The organism is Campylobacter concisus (genome assembly GCF_902460415.1).
Taxonomy (GTDB): Bacteria; Campylobacterota; Campylobacteria; order Campylobacterales; family Campylobacteraceae; genus Campylobacter_A; species Campylobacter_A concisus_Y.
This window is the reverse complement of sequence record NZ_CABPTY010000001.1, coordinates 331,053-349,262: the sequence shown is the minus strand read 5'-3', so window position 1 is coordinate 349,262 and position 18,210 is coordinate 331,053. Positions and strand designations below refer to the sequence as shown.

The following is an 18,210-nucleotide window of genomic DNA, read 5'->3' as shown; positions in this document are numbered from 1 at the left end:
GTAACATATTTTATTTTAACAAAGCTTTTCAAAAGAAAAAAGCGATTATAATTGCCTAAAAAACATTGCAAAGGAGCATTTTATGCGAAGTCATTATTGCACCGATCTTAGCAAAGCTGATATCGGCAAAGAAGTAATACTTTGTGGCTGGGCAAACACATATAGAGACCACGGCGGCGTTGTTTTCATCGACTTAAGAGACGTTAGCGGGCTTATACAATTAGTTTGTGACCCTGCTGATAGCAAAGAAGCACACGACGTGGCTGCAAAAGTAAGAGATGAATATGTCTTAAAAGCAAAAGGAAAAGTAAGGGCTAGGGGCGAAGGACTAACCAATCCAAAGCTAAAAACTGGCGAAATAGAGGTGATAGTAAGCGAGCTCATCATCGAAAATCCAAGCGAGCCACTACCATTTATGATAGGCGATGAGAGCGTAAATGAGGACATCAGGCTAAAATACCGCTTTTTAGACCTTAGAAGCGAGCGTTTGCAAAATATCTTTAAAATGCGTTCTCGCGCAGCTATCGCAGCTAGAAATAGCCTAGATAAAATGGGCTTTATCGAGTTTGAAACTCCAGTTTTAACACGCGCAACTCCAGAAGGTGCGAGAGACTACCTAGTGCCAAGCCGCGTGTATCCAGGCCAATTTTATGCGCTTCCGCAAAGCCCACAGCTATTTAAGCAGCTTTTGATGTGTTCTGGCTTTGATAAGTATTTTCAGATAGCAAAATGCTTCCGTGACGAGGACTTAAGGGCTGATCGCCAACCAGAATTTACTCAAATAGATATCGAAATGAGCTTTGTCGAGCAAGAAGATATCATAAATATGGCTGAGACTATGCTAAAAGATATCTTTAAAGCCTGCGGACACGACATCAAAACGCCATTTAGACGCATGAGCTACAAAGAGGCGACCGAGACTTACGGCTCAGATAAGCCTGATCTTAGATATGATCTAAAAATGATCGATGTGATCGATATTTTCGAGCGCTCAAGCAATGAAATTTTTAGCTCTATCGCAAAAGATAAGAAGAAAAACCGCATAAAAGCGCTAAAAGTGCCAAATGGCGACAATATCTTTAGTAAGCGCGAGATGAATAGATTTGAGGAATTTGTACGTAAATTTGGCGCTCAAGGCCTTGGCTACTTCCAGATGAAAGAAGATGGTTTAAAAGGTCCGCTTTGCAAATTTTTCGAGCAAAGCGATCTTGACGAGATCGTCTCAAGATGTGAGCTAAAGGTTGGCGATGTCGTATTCTTTGGTGCTGGCAAGAAAAAGATCGTGCTTGATTATATGGGACGATTTAGAATTTTCTTAGCTGAGCAAATGGGCATCATCGATCAAGATAGACTTGAGTTTTTATGGGTGCTTGACTTCCCAATGTTTGAGCAAAATGACGACGGCAGCTACTCTGCGATGCACCATCCATTTACTATGCCAAAAAATATAGACGAGCCTGATCTTGAAGATATCCTCTCTATCGCTCACGACGTCGTGCTAAACGGCTTTGAACTTGGTGGCGGAAGTATAAGAATTCACAAAAACGACATCCAACAAAAAGTCTTTAAGCTTCTTGGCATAGATGAAGCCGAGCAGCGTGAGAAATTTGGCTTCTTGCTTGATGCCTTGACATTTGGTGCGCCTCCACATGGTGGTATCGCGATCGGCTTTGACAGACTAAATATGCTTGTAAATAAAGCAAGCTCGATCCGTGACGTCATAGCATTCCCTAAAACACAGCGCGCTCAGTGCCCACTCACAAAGGCACCAAGCTACGCTAGCAACGAACAGCTTAGGGAGCTAGGACTAAGGATAAGAGAAAAAGAGCAAAAGGCTTAAAAATTTATTTAAATTTAGACTTTTTGGATGTCTAAATCTGAGTTATTTTTAAAATTTAAATTTTTGAGATGATTTTGGATGTTGTGCAGAAAATTTCATCCCAAAGCTAGACATATAGTCTGCTGCAGGGTGAAATTTTCAAACTCATTCAAAGGCGCTCAAAAAATATAAAAAAGGGAAAAAATGAAAAATTTATTTTTAATCATCGGCGCTCCAGGCAGCGGCAAAACAACAGACGCATCGATCATCGCACAGCATGATGAGAAATTTGCACACTTTTCAACTGGCGATCTTTTAAGAGCTGAAGTAGCAAGTGGTAGCGAGCTTGGCAAGCTTATAGACGGCTTTATATCAAAAGGAAATTTGGTCCCACTTGACGTTGTCGTAAATGCGATCGTCTCAGCTATCAAAAGCTCAAATAAATCAAACATCATAATCGACGGCTATCCAAGAAGCGTTGAGCAAATGGCCGAGCTTGACAAAGTCTTAAGCGAGCAAGATGAAATTTCTCTAAAAGGCGTCATCGAAGTAGATGTTAGCGAGGACGTGGCAAGGGCTAGAGTACTTGGCCGTGCAAGAGGCGCTGACGATAACAACGAAGTCTTTAACAACCGCATGAAAGTATATCTTGATCCGATCAAACCTATCCGCAAGTTTTACAGCGAAAAAGAGCTACTTCACGTAGTAAATGGCGAACGCGGCATCGACGAGATCGTAGCTGACATCAAAAATTTACTAGCTAAACTTATATAACTCACAGACCTTGCATCAAAAGGTGCAAGGTTTTAAAACTTACCATTTATTAACACCAAAAATGTAATATCCTTTAAATTTAACAACCTTCAAAAAGGATAAAAATGAAAAAAATCTTCATCACTTCACTGGCTGCTAGCATCGCAATGGCTGGAGGTTTTGTCTCAAAACACCAAACTGAAAATGTTATAAGCGTAAAAGAGGCTTTAAAACTAAATGATGACGCAAAAGTCATGCTTGAGGGCAAGATAAAGTCACACATAAAATCAGATAAGTATGAATTTGTTGATAAAAATGGTGACGTTATCGTTGTTGAGATTGACAATAACAAGTGGGGCAATGTAACAGCTAACGAAGACACGCTTTTAAGAATAAGAGGCGAAGTAGATAAAGACCTTACAAAAACAAAGATCGACGTAGATAGCGTAGAGGTTGTAAGGTAGTTAAATTTACGAGTATTTAATGCAAAAAATACTAAAATCACGAAAATTTCTAACACAAAGGACAAATATATGGACGTTTCAAAGATAAAATTTGGCTCAAATCCAGACAAAATCAATGCCGTAATCGAAATACCTTATGGCTCAAATATCAAATACGAGATCGACAAAGATAGCGGTGCAGTCGTAGTTGATCGCGTGCTTTACTCAGCGATGTTCTACCCAGCAAACTACGGCTTTGTGCCAAACACACTTGCAGCTGACGGCGATCCGGCTGATATTTTGGTGCTAAACGAGTATCCACTCCAAGCTGGTAGCGTCATCCCTTGCCGTTTGATAGGCGTTTTGGTGATGGAGGATGAAGCAGGCATGGATGAGAAGCTTTTGGCTGTGCCAGTTACAAAGATCGATCCAAGATATGAGGCGATAAAAAGCTACGAAGATTTGCCAACTGCGACACTAAATAAGATCAAAAATTTCTTTGAAACTTATAAAATTCTTGAGCCAAACAAATGGGTAAAAGTGAAAGAATTTAAAGATGCAAATGCTGCAAAAGAAATTTTAGACGCTGCTATTAAAAATTAAAAATAATTTAAAGCCCTATTTTAGGGCTTTTCTCTTTTTAAATTTGCTAGTTTTATACGCTGCATAAAAAAGGATATTTTTATATTTAGATAAGCTTTTTCTTGTATAATACGATTTTCTTTCAACTGTGGGTTCATAGCTCAGTTGGTTAGAGCATCCGGCTCATAACCGGATGGTCCCAGGTTCGAGTCCTGGTGAACCCACCACTTACTTTATCAACAATAAAAAATTAAAAATTTTTCATCACTTTTCCTTAGGTTTTAAAATACAAAAAATGTTTAATGACCCAAAATTTAAGCCAGGTTTTCTAAGCCCTTTCTAAAATTTCCTTGCGTTTTTGCCAGTCAGGCATATAAAGAGTCAGATAGTCATAAAATTTCTTTGAGTGATTAGGATGGAGAAGATGCACTAGCTCGTGAAACACAACATACTCGATGCACACTCTTGGCTTTTTGATAAGCTCTATATTTAAATTTATATATGATTTATATGGGTTGCAACTCCCCCATCTCGTCTTCATCTGCCTTATTTTTACACTTTTGATATCTTGTTTTACTATCTTGTTAAACTCTTGTAAGATATTGAAAAAATATAACATCGCCTTTTCATAATACCACTCATAAATCAAATTTTCTTTTCGCTTTATGTCGCTTTTATCTTTTACGAATAGCTCTAGATAGCCCCTTTGTAGCTTTACGCGCTCCTCTTTAGACTGCACCACTTTTAGCCTATAACTTCGCCCAAGATATTTAAAGTCTTCGCCACTTACGTATTCTTTTTCGGGCGCCTTAAATGAGGCAAAAAACGCACGTTTTTGCGCTATCCATTTAGCTCTTTTTTTTATGATAAATTTTATATGCTCATCGCTTGTCGTTTTTGGCGCCGTTAGGATCGCTTCGCCATTTGGTCTAACTTTCAAGGTGATATTTTTCACCTCTTTTTTGATGATTTTCACCTCATTTAACATAAAAGCTTATCTCTATTCCACGGATAGTTTGGTAAATTTTCTCCTTCTCTTCGATAGAAACGTCATATTCATCCTCTATCTCCCAAAGAGCGTCCTCCATAGCGCTTGTTATCTCGTTTTCCACGTCCATATTTTTGTGCCATTCTGGTTTCTTTGAGGCCTGCTCGTAAATTTCATAAAATTTCATACTCAAATTTTTAGCGACCGTCTCTATATCTGCAAGCTCCACATTGCCTAAAATATCAAGCAAATTATCATAAATGGCAAATAAAATTTTCTTACCATTAAATTCTTTTGGATACCTATCTTCATTTGGCTTTAAAGCGCCAGTTATGATGTCTTTTAGCAGTTTTGCTTTGGCAAGCTTTTCTTCCTCGCTTAGCCTTTTTGCCTTGTATTCGTCGATGATATCTTGTATCTGCTGCGCTATTGATTTATAAAACGCTGGATTTGAGTCCATTTTCTCTTTTACCACTACGCTTACGGCGCTGATGATCGTATCAGCCTTTGCGTTTTTGCCCTCTACCCTTTGCACCTCATCGTCAAATTCCGTCTCAAAGATATTTACGAGTTTCGTAAGCTCATTAACCCCTTGTGCATTTACGTAAGTATCAAGCAGCTTTTGCATCTGCGCTTCGTATTTGCCAAAGTCGCAAGCCTCGTGATACCTTAGTTGCACGGCCTTTCTTAGCTCGTTATAAAATTTAACCCTTTGCTTATAAGTTTTGATCTCCTCTTCGCTTAATATGTCATAAATTTTCTCGCTAGAAAGCGCTAGCTTAAACGCCCTAGCAAACTGTGATAGCCACTCTTTAAAGTCATCTCGTTTTTGCACGTCCTCTAAAACCGCCACGTAGCTCTCCAGATCATCTTTAAATTTCACGCCGCTAAAAAGATCGTCCAAATGAGTATAGTAAGTCTTAGCCTTTATTATCTCGCTTCTTACGTCTATCACGGCTCCAGTTATATCTTCTGGGTCAAAGCCGCTTAGCGAAGCATAGCTAGTAAGCGCCTGATCAAGCTCTCCTAAAAGCCCTCTATAGTCTATGATGTAGCCATAATCTTTTCCGTCGTAAAGCCTATTTACTCTAGCTATGGCTTGAAGCAAATTATGCTCTTTTAGCTGTTTATCTATATAAAGCGTGCTTGCTCTTGGCGCGTCAAATCCCGTTAAAAGCTTATCCACGACGATGAGCAAATCTATCTCGTCGCCGTAAATAAATTTTAAGGGCTTTTTATATACGGTCGGCGTGTTTGAGTCATGCACGGGCTATATAACAGTAAAATACGGCTTGATAAAAATTAGTTTTTTAACTTGACTCTATAATATAAATTTCCTTCTCGGTCTTACGTCAGGCTGCAAATTATATTTATGATTTTTCAAGATTTAACCTACATATGCGGCAAGTTATGTGCGATCTCGTTCTAGCCTTATGCTATTTTTTATTATTCCTTCATTTCTTATGCAAATAATAGATAATGATAAAATCGTGGTCAAAAATATCTTAAGAAATATGCTAAATTTGCATATACAAATCATCATCAGATACCGATAAAAACGCGCTAAAATACGTTTAAGTTTTTACTTGATTTAAACAATAATTCACTACAATCAAATCTTAAATTTAGATTTTCAAGCTATCATTTCGCAAAAATTAAGGAAAATCATGCAACCTATTTTTACGACCCAAATCACCAAATTTAAAGGCGCGCAAAAAAGCGCCGTTGATGATATTTTGGTGCGCGAGATCAAGCTTGAGATCTACATAAACGGCAAGCGTTTCGGCGCGCTCATGGCGACTCCGACCGATCAGGAGGCTCTAGCTGCTGGCTACCTAATCAGCGAAAATTTGATCGCAAGCCCTGAGGATATCGAGAGCATAGAGCTTTCAAGCGACGCTTTAAGCGTGCGGGTAAAGGCTAAAATCAACGAAAAGCGCCTCGAGCAGTTTGACGAGGAAAAGGTGATAATCAGCGGCTGCGGGCGCAGCTCGACGGCAAACATCGACCCTGAGGCTATGGCAGCGCGCGCTATAAAGGCCGACGTCAAATTTAACAAAGACGAAATTTTGCGCCAGATGGGGCAGTTTTACACGCAGTGCGAGCTATACGAGATGACGGGCTGCGTGCACACGGCCAAGCTTTTTGTTAGCGGCGAGCAGTTTTTTATCGGCGAGGATATCGCTCAGCACAACACCATAGATAAAGCCGTCGGCAAAGCGGTACTGGCAGGCTCGCAGCTACAAAATTCGTTTTTGATGGTGAGTGGCAGGCTCAGCTCCGAGATGGTCGCAAAGGCCGTCATGCACGGCATCCCCGTACTCGTCTCGCGCACGGCTCCGACTAGCCTTGGCGTCGTGATAGCGCGTAAATTTAACCTCACGCTGTGCGGCTTTGCGCGCGGCGAAAACATAAACGTATATAGCGGCGCGGAGAGAATCCGTGAGTGAGCAAATCCGAGAACTGATCGAAAAACTGCTAAATCCAAATGGCAGGCTGGACTGCGGAGCGGCGTTTAAGATCGCTGCAAAGCTAGGCGTAGAGATCGGCGAGGTTAGCGACGAGGCCGAAAAAATGGGCGTAAAGATCGACAACTGCGAGCTGGGGCAGTTTGGCGGACTGGAAAACGGACGCGGCAAATACACCGTTATGACGCAGCTAAAGCAGATGACCGACGAAAAAGACAGAATCCTATGCAAAGACGCTAGAGACGCGGCTGCGGGCGTGGGGCTAAAGACGATCCGCTCGACGCTAAAAGACTATAAAATCGACGTAAAATACTGCCAGTTGGGGTGTTTTAAGGAGAAGAAAGGAAAAAAGATGAGAGTAAAAACCAAAACCTGGATAGAAAACGACGAGGGCGAGCTTATCTTCGGCAAAGGTAAAACCGAAGTCCTAGACGTCATCGCTGAGGTCGGCTCGATCTCAAAGGCTGCCGAAATCCTAGGCATGAACTATAAAAAATGCTGGACTCATCTGCAAATTTTGCAAAAAAATCTAAAAGAGGAGCTTTTTACGACTAAGCAAGGCGGCGGAGAAAACGCAGGCACGACGCTAAACGAGCGCGCGCATGAGCTCATAAACGCCTATAGGCAGCTTCAAAACGACATCGAGGATTTTGCGGATAAGCGCTTTAAGGAGTTGTTTTTGAAAAAAGACGGCGAGAAAAATGACGCAGCTAAAGACGACAAAAAAGATAAAAATAAATAAAACCACATCAAATTTAAGGGAGAAAAAATGTACGTAAAACTAAACGATAGGGTCTATCTAAACAAAGATAAGATCACCAGAGTAAAGGTAGATAGCGTCCAAGACGGTATCAGGATCCGCTTCTATGAGGGGCAAAATCAAGTCGCTAAAAGCGGACGCTTTGAAACCGAAGCAAAAGCTATCGAGTGGCTAGAGAAAAATTTTATAAACAAATAATAAAATGGTCGTGAGCCTCTGTGACTCGCGCTTCTGTGCTTTATCAAGTTAAATTTGCCGCCTTGCGGATAAATTTAGCTTGCTCAAATTTAATCTCCAAATTTACTAAATCATTTCCAACGCAAAAGTCCCAAATTTGCGAAAATTTACTATAATTACCGCATCAAATTTAAAGAGTAAAAATGGCAAATTTAGACGAAATAAGAAAAAATATCATCCTAAAACAAGGCGTGCATTATTTTGATTTCGCGGCTTCGGGGCTTGCTTATGAGCCCGTAGAGCGCGAGATAGCAGACGCCCTCAAAACCTACGCCAACACCCACTCCGACAGCAGCTCCAGCGCCATCATCACGCAGCGGCGCTACGAGGGCGCGCGAGAGAGCCTAAAAAAGCTACTTGGGCTTGACGAGCGGTTTTGTCTCATCGCTTGCGGACAGGGCGCGACGGCTGCGATCAAAAAATTTCAGGAGATACTAGGCATATATCTGCCGCCTGCGACCAGATGCGCGATCGGCGAGGCAAATTTACGCGCCGTGCAGCTTCCGCTCGTGCTCGTTTCGCCATACGAACACCACTCAAACGAACTTAGCTTTCGCGAGGGGCTTTGCGACTACCTGCGCGTGCCGCTTAGCGAGGGCGGCGAGATCGATCTGCTAGCGCTTGAGCGCATCCTGAAGCTAAATGCCGGACGCCGTATCATCGGCTCGTTTAGCGCCGCCTCAAACGTCACGGGCGTCGTTAGCGACTATAAAAAGATCAGCGAGCTAATCAGAGCTGCGGGCGGCATCGTCGCCTTTGACTGCGCGGCGCTAAGCTCGCACGCAAATTTAGACTGCGATTACTTCGATGCGATTTTCCTCTCGCCGCATAAGTTACTTGGCGGACCTGCAAGCTGCGGGCTTTTGGCGATCAAAAAGGAGCTGCTTAACAGCGACGTGCCGACATTTGCCGCAGGCGGGACGGTCGCCTACGCCAGCCGCGAAGGGCACGTATTTTTGAAAAACCCCGAGCAGCTAGAGGAGGGTGGTACGCCGCCTATCACCGGGCTCATGCGGGCAAATTTGGCATATGCGCTGCGAAACGAAGTCGGCTTTGAGAGGATAAAAAGCGCCGAAGACGAGCTAGCGCGGCTTTTTGAGAGAGAGCTTGATAGCATAGACGAGATCATAAACTATGCTCCAAAGGGCGCGCCGCGGCTGCCGATAATTTCGTTTAACGTGCGCGGCGTCTCGGCTTATGATTTCGCCGCGAGCCTTAGCAACGACTTCGGTATCCAGACGCGCGCGGGCGTGATGTGCGCGGGGCCGTACGCTCACGATCTGCTGGGTATCAAGGAGGGGCGTATGCCTGAGAGCAAGCCCGGCTTCGTGCGCGTGAGCCTGCACTACACGCACACCGAGCAAGACGTGCTATATCTAGTTGGTGCGATAAAATCCTGCATCAAAAAGCACCGCGAGCTTTGGGGTGAGGAAAAGGCGATGTATGAGATGTTTGGCGGGAAAATTTAGCTTTACAATAGTGGTTAAACGGAAGTAAATAAGTTTAAGGAAATATAATAAATGAAAATTCAAATAATATCTTACTCCACAATATTTAAAATAAATGATCCGCACATATCTTGTACTATTAGCACTTTTGAACGTCCTAAGAGTTTTGATGAATTTGATATAAATGTTATAGATTTAAATAACTCCAACTTATGGGGTTTTAACTCAGAATACCAAAAGTGCACTGAGGCCGTCTATCACTTTAAAACATTAAAAGGAATTATGAAAAACTCAAACAGAAGTATATTTATTATACTAATGCCTACAAATATAAAGGTATCAGTGCACTATTCTGGATGTTATACAAATCAAACCGTTGCAATTAAAGATATTCTCAAGCAAGTTAACCAGGAATTGTCTACACTAGTTTTATCCAATATAAAGTTGAGATATGAAATAAGTACAACAACCATAGACGAGCAAAATTTTTATTCCGATTTTATATTTGACAATGTGGATGGCGAAACTATCAAATGGTCAAATGGAGGTAAGAGCACAATAGTAAAACATAATGAGAGGCTATATTCGACTACTCTTTTTATCAAAAACGCAACTAATGATTTAGAAATTTTAGTATCATTTATTGTTTCTAGATTCCAAAAATCCGATGTTCCTGATTGGTTTAATGGTTTTGAGTATTTCGATGATGTAATGCTGAAAAACAAACGCAACAAATTATTGGATATATATCGGCAAATTGAAGATATAGATAGGCAAATTGATAAAAATAATAAATTCAAATCAATCCTATATTCAACAGGAGATGAGCTAGTTGGTGTAGTGAAGGAAATTTTAGTAGATATTTTCAAACTAACAGACAGTCATTTTATAGATGTGAAAAAAGAAGATTTTAGATTCGAATTTGAAGATGTTAACTTTATGGTAGAGATAAAGGGAATAAATACAAACGTCAAAAATAGCAATATAGCACAGTGCAAGAAACATGTAACTGATTTAATAGCCGAAGACGATACCAAGTCTCCTGGCAATGTAAAAGGCCTGCTAATAGTTAACCCTCAACGCGACATAGAGCCTGGCAAAAGGGAGCCGATACATGCCAATCAAATAAGCTATGCAAAAAGTGAAGGTATATTAATAATAACGACTTTAGAATTACTAAAATTATATCAAGCATACACTAAAGACGAAGTTGTTAGTAATAAATGTTTTGAGACGTTTAAAAATAACGTCGGAGAGTTTAAATTTGATTTATAAAAAGGGCGCAAAGTGCACCCGAATCACGCAAATTTAAGCCATAAATTCGGCTCAAATTTGCGCGTAAATAAAATTAGTTTTTGCGAGTATTCGCGTCAGGCGTGAAAAGCGGCTTATCTAGCAGCTTAAAGTCGCCGATAAATTTCTGACCCTCTTCGCTCGTCGCCCATTTTATAAATTTCTCTGCATTTTCGATGTCAGTTTTAGGGCAGTGTTTTGGATTTACTGCGATTAGAGAGTAGAAGTTTTTAAGATCGTTGTCGCCCTCGTTGATGATGACCATCTCAGGATGACCTTTTTGGTTTGCTTCATATTTAATGTAAGTACCACGATCAGTAAATGTAACGCCTTTTTGCTCAGCAGCAGCATTTATCGTAGCTAGCATACCTTGGCCTGTTTGCATATACCAGCCGTCTTTTTCAGGGACTTCACCAGCGATCTTTTTCCAGATGCCTTTTTCTTTATTGTCTGTGCCTGATTTATCGCCGCGAGAGAAAAATTTGATATTCTCTTTTTTGATCAGCTCAAAGCTCTCTTTTATATCTTTACCTTTAAATTTATCAGCGATTGATTTATCAGCGATAACGACGAAGTCATTGTACATTACGGGTTTTCTCTCGACGCCAAAGCCTTTTTCTACGAATTCTTTCTCAACCTTTGGCGAATGCACGAAAAGTATGTCCGCATCGCAGTTTTCGCCTAGTTTTAAAGCTGCTCCAGTGCCTACGGCGGTCCATTTGATATCGACGCCTGTTTTTGCCTTATACGCAGGATAGATCGCGTCTAGTAGCCCCGTGTTATCGGTGCTGGTTGTAGTTGCCATGATGAGTTCGCTATCGCCTGCAAACGCCAAAACGCTCGCGATTAGCGAGCCTAATATTACTTTTTTCATTTTTCTCCTTTTTTTAAAGTATGCTATTATAGCATATTAAATTAACCATATAAACATACGGAGAAATAATATTTGGACTTTCTACTAAACGGATTTTTAGAGGCCTTTAGGCTGCTTTTTAGCGGCGATGAGGAGACGTATTCGGCGATCAGGGCGACGCTTTACACTTCAAGCGTTTCGATATTTTTTGCGATTTTAGTCGGTTTTCCGCTAGGATTTACGCTGGGATTTTACGATTTTAAAGGGCGCAGGATTTTGAGACTGCTCAGCGATACGGCGCTTGCGATGCCGACGGTCGCGATCGGGCTTATTTTGTACGCATTTATCACGCGAAACGGTCCGTTTGGCGAGTTTGGACTGCTTTTTACGCTAAAAGCCGTGATGCTGGGGCAGTTTGTGCTAGCACTACCTATCATCATCTCGCTAAGCGCTAGCGTCGTGGAAAATATGGACAAAAAACACTATCTAACGATCTTAAATTTACGCCTGAGCGCGCCGCGGCTAGTTGGCTGCGTGCTTTACGAGCTAAGGTATGCTCTGATGGTGGTCGTAGCGACGGCGTACGGGCGCATCGTGGCTGAGGTGGGCGTGGCGATGATGATCGGCGGAAATATCAAATATTTTACCCGCACGATCACGACTGCGGTGTCGCTGGAGACGAACAAGGGCGAGTTTGCGATGGGTATCGCGCTAGCTTTGGTACTTATTTTTATCGCATTTGCAGTAAATTTGGCGATACATGCGCTAAAAAGGCTTGATAGATGAAATTTGATAAATTTAGAAATTTTACGATCGCAAAAAGCGGGCTGGGCGCGTCAAATTTGAGCCCTTTGTTTAAATTTAACGGTAAAGGCGCAAAGTGATAAACGTTAGAAATTTACGCCTAAACTACGGCGCGAGCGAGATTTTAAACATCCCGCGCCTTGATATCGACGTTACCAAAATCACCGCGCTAACGGGCAGCAACGGCAGCGGCAAAAGCACGCTGATGCGTGTAATGTCGTTTTTACAAAAGCCAACTAGCGGCGAGGTGCGGCTGTGGGAAAGCAGCGCGCCTAGTCTAAATTTACTGCGCGACGTTAGCGTTTTGTTGCCAGAGCCCGCGCTTTTAAAACGCTCCGTGAGGGAAAATTTTAGAGCCGTTTTAAAAAGCCGCGGAGTGCTGGGGGAATTTGACGAGCGAGCGAGCGAGGCGTTAAATTTGGTCGGGCTTGACGAGAGTTTTTTAAACAAGCGTCACTTTGAGCTTAGCTCCGGACAGACGCAGCGCGTTAGCTTTGCGTTAAATTTGGCGCTTAGATCGCGTCTTTATCTACTCGACGAGCCGACAAATAGCGTGGACGTGGGCACGTCAAAGCTGTTTGGCAAGGCGGTGCTTTACATGCGGCAAAGATACGGCTGCGGCTTTGTGATCGCTAGCCACGACGACAAATGGCTAACCGCCATCGCCGAAGAAAACGTCTTTTTGCACAAAGGTCGCGTGTGCGAATTCGAGTACAAAAATATATTCGACACGCGGGACGGGGTTTTAAAATTTGACGAAAACGCGAGCGTAAATTTACCGCAAAATTTACGTAACGCCGTAAAGATCGCCGTAAATCCAAGTAAAATAACGCTAAGCAAAACGCTGATAGAAGGCTATCTTGAGGGCATCTTGCACTCGGTTTCGCTCTATCTTGGCAAAGAGCTTTTGGTAAAAATCAAAATCGGCGATCTTTTGATAAAAACTCTGGCACCCAATTCTCAAAAATTTAATATCGGCGAGAGGATTTATTTTAAATTTGACGAAGGAGCGTTTTTGGGGCTTGAATGAGCCTCAAATTTTGCAAATTTCGCTCCCGGTTTTAAATTTAGGCTCATTTAACGCCCGTTAAAATAGCCGAGTTAAAAGTAAATATCAAAATGAAGCGTAAATGTAAGATATATGTGTAAATTTCATATTTCTTTTATCCCTTAAAATTCGCTACAAGTAATATGCAATTAAGGCACATTTAAGCGTATATTAATTTTTTTAATTTATTTTTTTTTAAGTATAAGAAATAAGCCAAAAAGTAGTATAGTTTCACAATCGAGAAAAATCTCAAAAAATAGACAAAAATGATAAAGGAAGGCGATGACTAGCAAGGGCGAATTTGCGGCGGGACGTGGGCTTTACTACTCGCTATTTTCGCGTTTTTTCGTTTTTAGCCAAGAAGCCGATAGATTTAGCGGCGTAAACGCGATGCTAGGCCTTGCCTCGGCGCACGCTCTAAACGAGGAATCGGCCGACGCGATAATGCGCATACAGGCAAAATTCGACGAGAAAAATTCGCAAAATTTAGCGGATGAATTCGATGAAATTTTCCACGCTCTGCCAAGTCCGCTTAGAAACTCGCTGTCCTACTACGACGAGGGCTACGAAGTCGGACACGCCTGCGCAAAAGTGCGTAAAATTTTAGCCCGCACAGACATTAGGCGCGACGAGGCTAAATTTAAAGAAAACGAAGACAACGTGGGCTTCGTGTTTGCGCTGATGAGCGAATTTATCGCGCGAGAGAGCGAGCAGGAGCTATACGGCGAGCTTGAGGAGCAGCTTTTTAAAGAGATCATAAACCCAAACATCGACGAGTTTATAAATGATCTTTTTAACCACGAAAGCAGCGAAATTTATAAAGACGTCGCAGTGCTTTTGCAAGGATTTATAGAGTTTGAGCGCGTAGTTTTAAGCGCGCCGCGTCCTATAAATCAAGGCAAAAACAAAAAGACTTTGGACGGAGTTTCAAGATCTGAGGCCATAAGAAGACAAAAAAACCGAGTGAGAAAGATAAAAGCTATGGAGGAAGAAAATGCAAAAAAATAGGCGAGAATTTTTAAAAAAGGCGGGGCTAGTCGGCGCGGCAGCGGCTACGGCCGGAGTAGCAACGGCAGCGGCGTCAAACCTAAAATACGGTAAAAGCAAAAAGACCGAAGTGCTTTATAAAAGAAGCAAAAACTGGGATCTATACTACGAACAAGCGAAATAAATAAAATTTAAGAAAGGATGAATATGTCTGAGGCAAATTTACGTCTTATGCCCCACTCAAACGCAGTCGGGCGAAGATCGTTTTTAAAAATGGCCGCGCTAGCAGGCGTAGCGGGCGGCATGAGCGGGCTGGCTGCTAGCGGTGTAACTAGAAGCGCCACAAAAGAAGAAATGGCAAATCCGTTTCCAAACTCTAAAATCGTAAAAACCGTTTGTACGGTTTGCTCCGTTGGATGCGGAGTGCGCGCCGAGGTAGAAAACGGCGTTTGGGTACGCCAAGAAGTAGCCCAAGATCACCCGGTAAGCGCGGGCGGCCACTGCTGTAAGGGCAGCGACGTCATCGATATGGTGCGCTCTCACTGCCGCGTGAAATACCCGATGAAAAAAGTAGGCGGCAAATGGAAACGCATCAGCTACAAAGACGCGCTTGACGAGATCGGCGCCAAATTAAAAGCGTATCGCGAGAAAAACCCTGAACAAGTGATGTTTCTAGGCTCTGCAAAAGATTGCAACGAACAAAGCTACTACATCAGCAAATTTTCCGCGATGTTTGGGACAAACAACCTAGATCACCAAGCTAGAATTTGACATAGCGCAACAGTCGCCGGTGTGGCGAATACGTGGGGTTATGGAGCTATGACTAATCACCTTGGAGATATCCAAAACGCGAAGTCTATCTTTATAATCGGCGCAAATCCGGCTGTAAACCACCCGGTGGGATTTAGGCATTTTCTAAAAGCGAAGGAAAATAACGGCGCAAAGCTGATCGTTGTCGATCCAAGATACACGAGAACTGCTGCAAAGGCTGATTATTTTGCTCAAATTCGCCCGGGCACGGACATACCTTTCATGTATGGCATGATGAATCTCATCTTTGAAAACGGTTGGGAAGATAAGAAATTTATAGATGACCGCACGTACGGCATCGACGAGATCCGCAAAGAGGCTGCAAAGTGGACGCCAGAAGTGGTCGAAGACGTAACCGGAGTACCGGCTGCGACGCTAAAAGAGATAACGGAAGTTTACGCTAAAAACCGCCCTGGATCGGTCGTTTGGGCGATGGGTCTAACTCAGCACACCATAGGCAGCTCAAACACTCGTATCGCTCCGATCCTGCAACTAGTACTGGGAAATATGGGCGTATCAGGCGGCGGCTGCAACATCCTGCGCGGTCACGACAACGTCCAAGGCGCCAGCGATATGGCAAACGCGCCAGATAGCCTGCCTGGATACTACGCTAAAAACGAAGCCACGTGGAAATACTTCGCTAAAATGTGGAAAGTAGACTACGAGTGGTTGCAAGGTAACTTTATAAAACCTGAATGGATGTTTAAGCCGGGATTTACCCTAGCTCGCTGGTGGGCAGGCGTACTTGACGGCAAAAACGGCAATGACCCGGTTGAAAACGCAGGCGATAGCCTAAAAGCCCTAATCGTCATAGGCAACGGCATCACCTCTACCGCACAACAAGCAAAAGTACAAGAGGGCCTTGACGGCCTTGAGCTTTTGGTGTTGCTTGATCCTTTTGTAAACGACGCCGGCGTTATAACAGACAAAAAAGACGGCGTCTATCTACTGCCTGCAGCGACGCAGTTTGAAACCAGCGGCACGGTCGTAGCGACAAACCGTAGCGGTCAGTGGAGAAGCCAGGTCGTAGAGCCTCTGTTTGAGAGTATGCCAGATCACGAAATTTTATTTGAGCTTGCCAAAAGGCTAGGCTACTATGACGAGCTAACTCGCACGATCAGAGACTCCGAGGGCAAGATCGAGTGGCCTGAAGCAGCCACTCGCGAGATCGCTAGTATCGTAAAAAGCATCGGTCTAACCGGCTGGACTCCGGAGCGTCTAAAACGCCATCAGGCTAACTGGGATAAATTTGACGAAAAAACGCTAATGGGCAAAGAGGGCACCGAGGTAGCGGGCGAATACTACGGCTTGCCGTGGCCTTGCTGGACGGAAAAACACCCTGGCAGTCCAAATTTATACGATATAAGTAGACCGGTAATGCAAGGCGGTATGGGCTTTAGAAACCGCTTCGGCCTAGAGCATAACGGCGTAAATCAGCTATCTGGCGACGGTAGCGCGCCTGTAGGCGGAGCGCAAAGCGGCGGATATCCGGAGATCAAAAAAGATAACATAGAAAAGATACTAGGCATCAAGCTAACGGATGAAGAGCGCGAAAAAATGGGCGCTACTTGGGCCACGGACGGTAGCGGTATAATCGCAGAAAAATGTATGGAAAAGGGTATTGCACCGTACGGCAACGCAAGAGCTAGAGCGGTAGTTTGGACCTTCGTCGATCAGATACCGCAGCACAGAGAGCCGCTACATACGCCTCGCCAAGACCTTGCGCAGAAGTATCCGAGCTTTGAGGATAAGCCGAATCACTACCGCGTATTTACGAAATACAAGAGCTTGCAGCTAAGTAAGGACTTCTCGAAAGAATTCCCGATAAATTTGACTACGGGACGCCTTGTAAACTTTAGCGGCGCGGGTATGGAGACACGCGCTAGTATGTATCTATCGCGTATCACGCCTGAGATGTTTGCGGATATCCATCCTGAGCTTGCGGCTAAACACGGCATTAAAAACTGGGATTTCGTATGGATTCATTCGCCTGAAGGCACGAAAATCAAGGTACGAGCTAGAGTCGTACCGTCGGTCAAACTAGATACTATATTCTTGCCGTTTCACTGGGCTGGATACATGCAAGGCATCGATATGACTGGTAATTTCCCAGAAGGCACCAAGCCTTATGCGGTAGGCGAGAGCGCAAATACCGTCGCTAACTACGGCTACGATATAGTCACTCAAATCCCCGAAACCAAAAGCGGTCTATGCCGCATAGAAAAGGCGTAAAATGAGCGAATTTAACGATAACAATAGACTTAAATTTTACTGCGACGACGATAGATGTATCGACTGTAACGGCTGTGCGGTAGCTTGCGACGAGGCTCACGAGCTGCCTCTTGGCATCCGCCGCCGCCGCGTCATCACGCTAAACGAAGGCGTACCAGGTAAGGAAATTTCAACCTCGATAGCCTGCATGCACTGCGAGGACGCGCCGTGCTCGCTGGTTTGCCCGGTTGATTGCTTTTATATCAGGAGCGATGGTATCGTACTACACGACAAAGATATCTGCATCGGCTGCGGATACTGTCTATACGCGTGTCCGTTCGGTGCGCCTCAGTTCCCGCGCGAGGGAGTTTTTGGCGCCAAAGGTTCGATGGATAAGTGCACGATGTGCGCAGGCGGTCCGCTACCGACGAATAGCGAAGCCGAGCGCGAAGAGTACGGCCAGGATAGAATTTCCGAAGGCAAAGTGCCGGTTTGTGCGGCGATGTGCTCGACAAAGGCGCTGCTAGTAGGAGAATCGGCTATGATAGAAAAAATCTACGGCGATAGGGTCAAGGCACGCGGCTACGGCTTTAAAGACCTAAAGCAAACTCTGACTTGGAAGCTCGCCTACTATGCTGGCGATAGGCTTAAGATAAAATCTTAAAATTTAGCTCGCTCTTGCCGAGATTGCGGGGGCGAGTAATCT

Annotated in this window: 18 protein-coding genes and 1 tRNA gene; 16 read left to right on the top strand and 3 right to left on the bottom strand. The window is 43.6% G+C overall.

The features are described 5' to 3' along the window. Positions 1–82: 82 nt before the first annotated feature. The 5 genes from aspS (at position 83) to FZ940_RS01700 (ending at position 3,824) form a co-directional block, all read left to right on the top strand. A complete protein-coding gene (gene aspS, locus FZ940_RS01720) occupies positions 83–1,840 on the top strand; it encodes an aspartate--tRNA ligase (protein WP_012140086.1) in 1,758 nt (585 codons plus the stop codon). 183 nt (positions 1,841–2,023) lie between these two features. Next, a complete protein-coding gene (locus FZ940_RS01715) occupies positions 2,024–2,593 on the top strand; it encodes an adenylate kinase (protein WP_148821263.1) in 570 nt (189 codons plus the stop codon). 104 nt (positions 2,594–2,697) lie between these two features. Beyond that, positions 2,698–3,036: a NirD/YgiW/YdeI family stress tolerance protein gene (locus FZ940_RS01710; RefSeq protein ID WP_148821262.1), complete on the top strand. Its 339-nt coding sequence runs from the start codon at positions 2,698–2,700 to the stop codon at positions 3,034–3,036. Positions 3,037–3,105: 69 nt separating this feature from the next. Further along, positions 3,106–3,618: an inorganic diphosphatase gene (gene ppa / locus FZ940_RS01705; RefSeq protein ID WP_148821261.1), complete on the top strand. Its 513-nt coding sequence runs from the start codon at positions 3,106–3,108 to the stop codon at positions 3,616–3,618. A 129-nt stretch (positions 3,619–3,747) separates the two neighbouring features. Further along, a tRNA-Ile gene (locus FZ940_RS01700) sits at positions 3,748–3,824 on the top strand. Positions 3,825–3,925: 101 nt separating this feature from the next. Here the strand turns inward: FZ940_RS01700 and FZ940_RS01695 are convergent. Further along, positions 3,926–4,585, bottom strand: a complete 660-nt coding sequence (locus FZ940_RS01695) for a M48 family metallopeptidase (protein ID WP_148821260.1) — start codon at positions 4,583–4,585, stop codon at positions 3,926–3,928. Next, positions 4,575–5,852 (bottom strand): type I restriction enzyme subunit R domain-containing protein, encoded by a 1,278-nt coding sequence (locus FZ940_RS01690; protein ID WP_262367576.1) that lies wholly within the window; start codon positions 5,850–5,852, stop codon positions 4,575–4,577. The genes FZ940_RS01695 and FZ940_RS01690 overlap by 11 nt, the downstream gene beginning before the upstream one ends. A gap of 400 nt (positions 5,853–6,252) precedes the next feature. Between FZ940_RS01690 and fdhD the strand changes: the two genes are divergently transcribed. From fdhD to FZ940_RS01665, 5 genes are all read left to right on the top strand, one after another. Then, positions 6,253–7,035 (top strand): formate dehydrogenase accessory sulfurtransferase FdhD, encoded by a 783-nt coding sequence (gene fdhD / locus FZ940_RS01685; RefSeq protein WP_148821259.1) that lies wholly within the window; start codon positions 6,253–6,255, stop codon positions 7,033–7,035. Next, complete coding sequence (locus tag FZ940_RS01680; RefSeq protein WP_148821258.1) at positions 7,028–7,795, top strand: winged helix-turn-helix domain-containing protein; 768 nt, start codon at positions 7,028–7,030, stop codon at positions 7,793–7,795. Before fdhD ends, FZ940_RS01680 begins: the two co-directional genes overlap by 8 nt. Positions 7,796–7,822: 27 nt before the next feature. Next, positions 7,823–8,011: a hypothetical protein gene (locus FZ940_RS01675; RefSeq protein ID WP_004321084.1), complete on the top strand. Its 189-nt coding sequence runs from the start codon at positions 7,823–7,825 to the stop codon at positions 8,009–8,011. A gap of 182 nt (positions 8,012–8,193) precedes the next feature. Further along, positions 8,194–9,519: an aminotransferase class V-fold PLP-dependent enzyme gene (locus tag FZ940_RS01670; protein ID WP_148821257.1), complete on the top strand. Its 1,326-nt coding sequence runs from the start codon at positions 8,194–8,196 to the stop codon at positions 9,517–9,519. Positions 9,520–9,570: 51 nt separating this feature from the next. Next, positions 9,571–10,773 carry a hypothetical protein gene (locus FZ940_RS01665; protein WP_148821256.1) on the top strand — a complete coding sequence of 401 codons (1,203 nt, stop codon included), beginning with the start codon at positions 9,571–9,573 and terminating at the stop codon, positions 10,771–10,773. 73 nt (positions 10,774–10,846) lie between these two features. On the opposite strand, the gene tupA is transcribed toward FZ940_RS01665, so the two are convergent. Beyond that, positions 10,847–11,665, bottom strand: a complete 819-nt coding sequence (tupA, locus tag FZ940_RS01660) for a tungstate ABC transporter substrate-binding protein TupA (protein ID WP_087585580.1) — start codon at positions 11,663–11,665, stop codon at positions 10,847–10,849. Between the two features lie 72 nt (positions 11,666–11,737). Here tupA and tupB point away from each other — a divergent pair, with 72 nt between their 5' ends. From tupB to fdh3B, 6 genes are all read left to right on the top strand, one after another. Beyond that, positions 11,738–12,430, top strand: coding sequence for a tungstate ABC transporter permease TupB (gene tupB, locus FZ940_RS01655; protein ID WP_054196292.1), 693 nt, complete (start codon positions 11,738–11,740; stop codon positions 12,428–12,430). 94 nt (positions 12,431–12,524) lie between these two features. Further along, positions 12,525–13,478, top strand: a complete 954-nt coding sequence (tupC, locus tag FZ940_RS01650; RefSeq protein WP_087585578.1) for a tungstate ABC transporter ATP-binding protein TupC — start codon at positions 12,525–12,527, stop codon at positions 13,476–13,478. Positions 13,479–13,778: 300 nt separating this feature from the next. Then, positions 13,779–14,504, top strand: a complete 726-nt coding sequence (locus FZ940_RS01645; RefSeq protein WP_072594746.1) for a TorD/DmsD family molecular chaperone — start codon at positions 13,779–13,781, stop codon at positions 14,502–14,504. Next, on the top strand, positions 14,491–14,667 hold the full coding sequence (locus FZ940_RS01640) for a twin-arginine translocation signal domain-containing protein (RefSeq protein WP_084040950.1): 177 nt from the start codon (positions 14,491–14,493) through the stop codon (positions 14,665–14,667). Before FZ940_RS01645 ends, FZ940_RS01640 begins: the two co-directional genes overlap by 14 nt. A gap of 47 nt (positions 14,668–14,714) precedes the next feature. Further along, positions 14,715–17,525, top strand: a complete 2,811-nt coding sequence (locus FZ940_RS01635) for a molybdopterin-dependent oxidoreductase (protein WP_148821571.1) — start codon at positions 14,715–14,717, stop codon at positions 17,523–17,525. Position 17,526: 1 nt separating this feature from the next. Next, positions 17,527–18,168, top strand: a complete 642-nt coding sequence (gene fdh3B, locus FZ940_RS01630) for a formate dehydrogenase FDH3 subunit beta (RefSeq protein ID WP_084040953.1) — start codon at positions 17,527–17,529, stop codon at positions 18,166–18,168. Positions 18,169–18,210 lie beyond the last annotated feature (42 nt).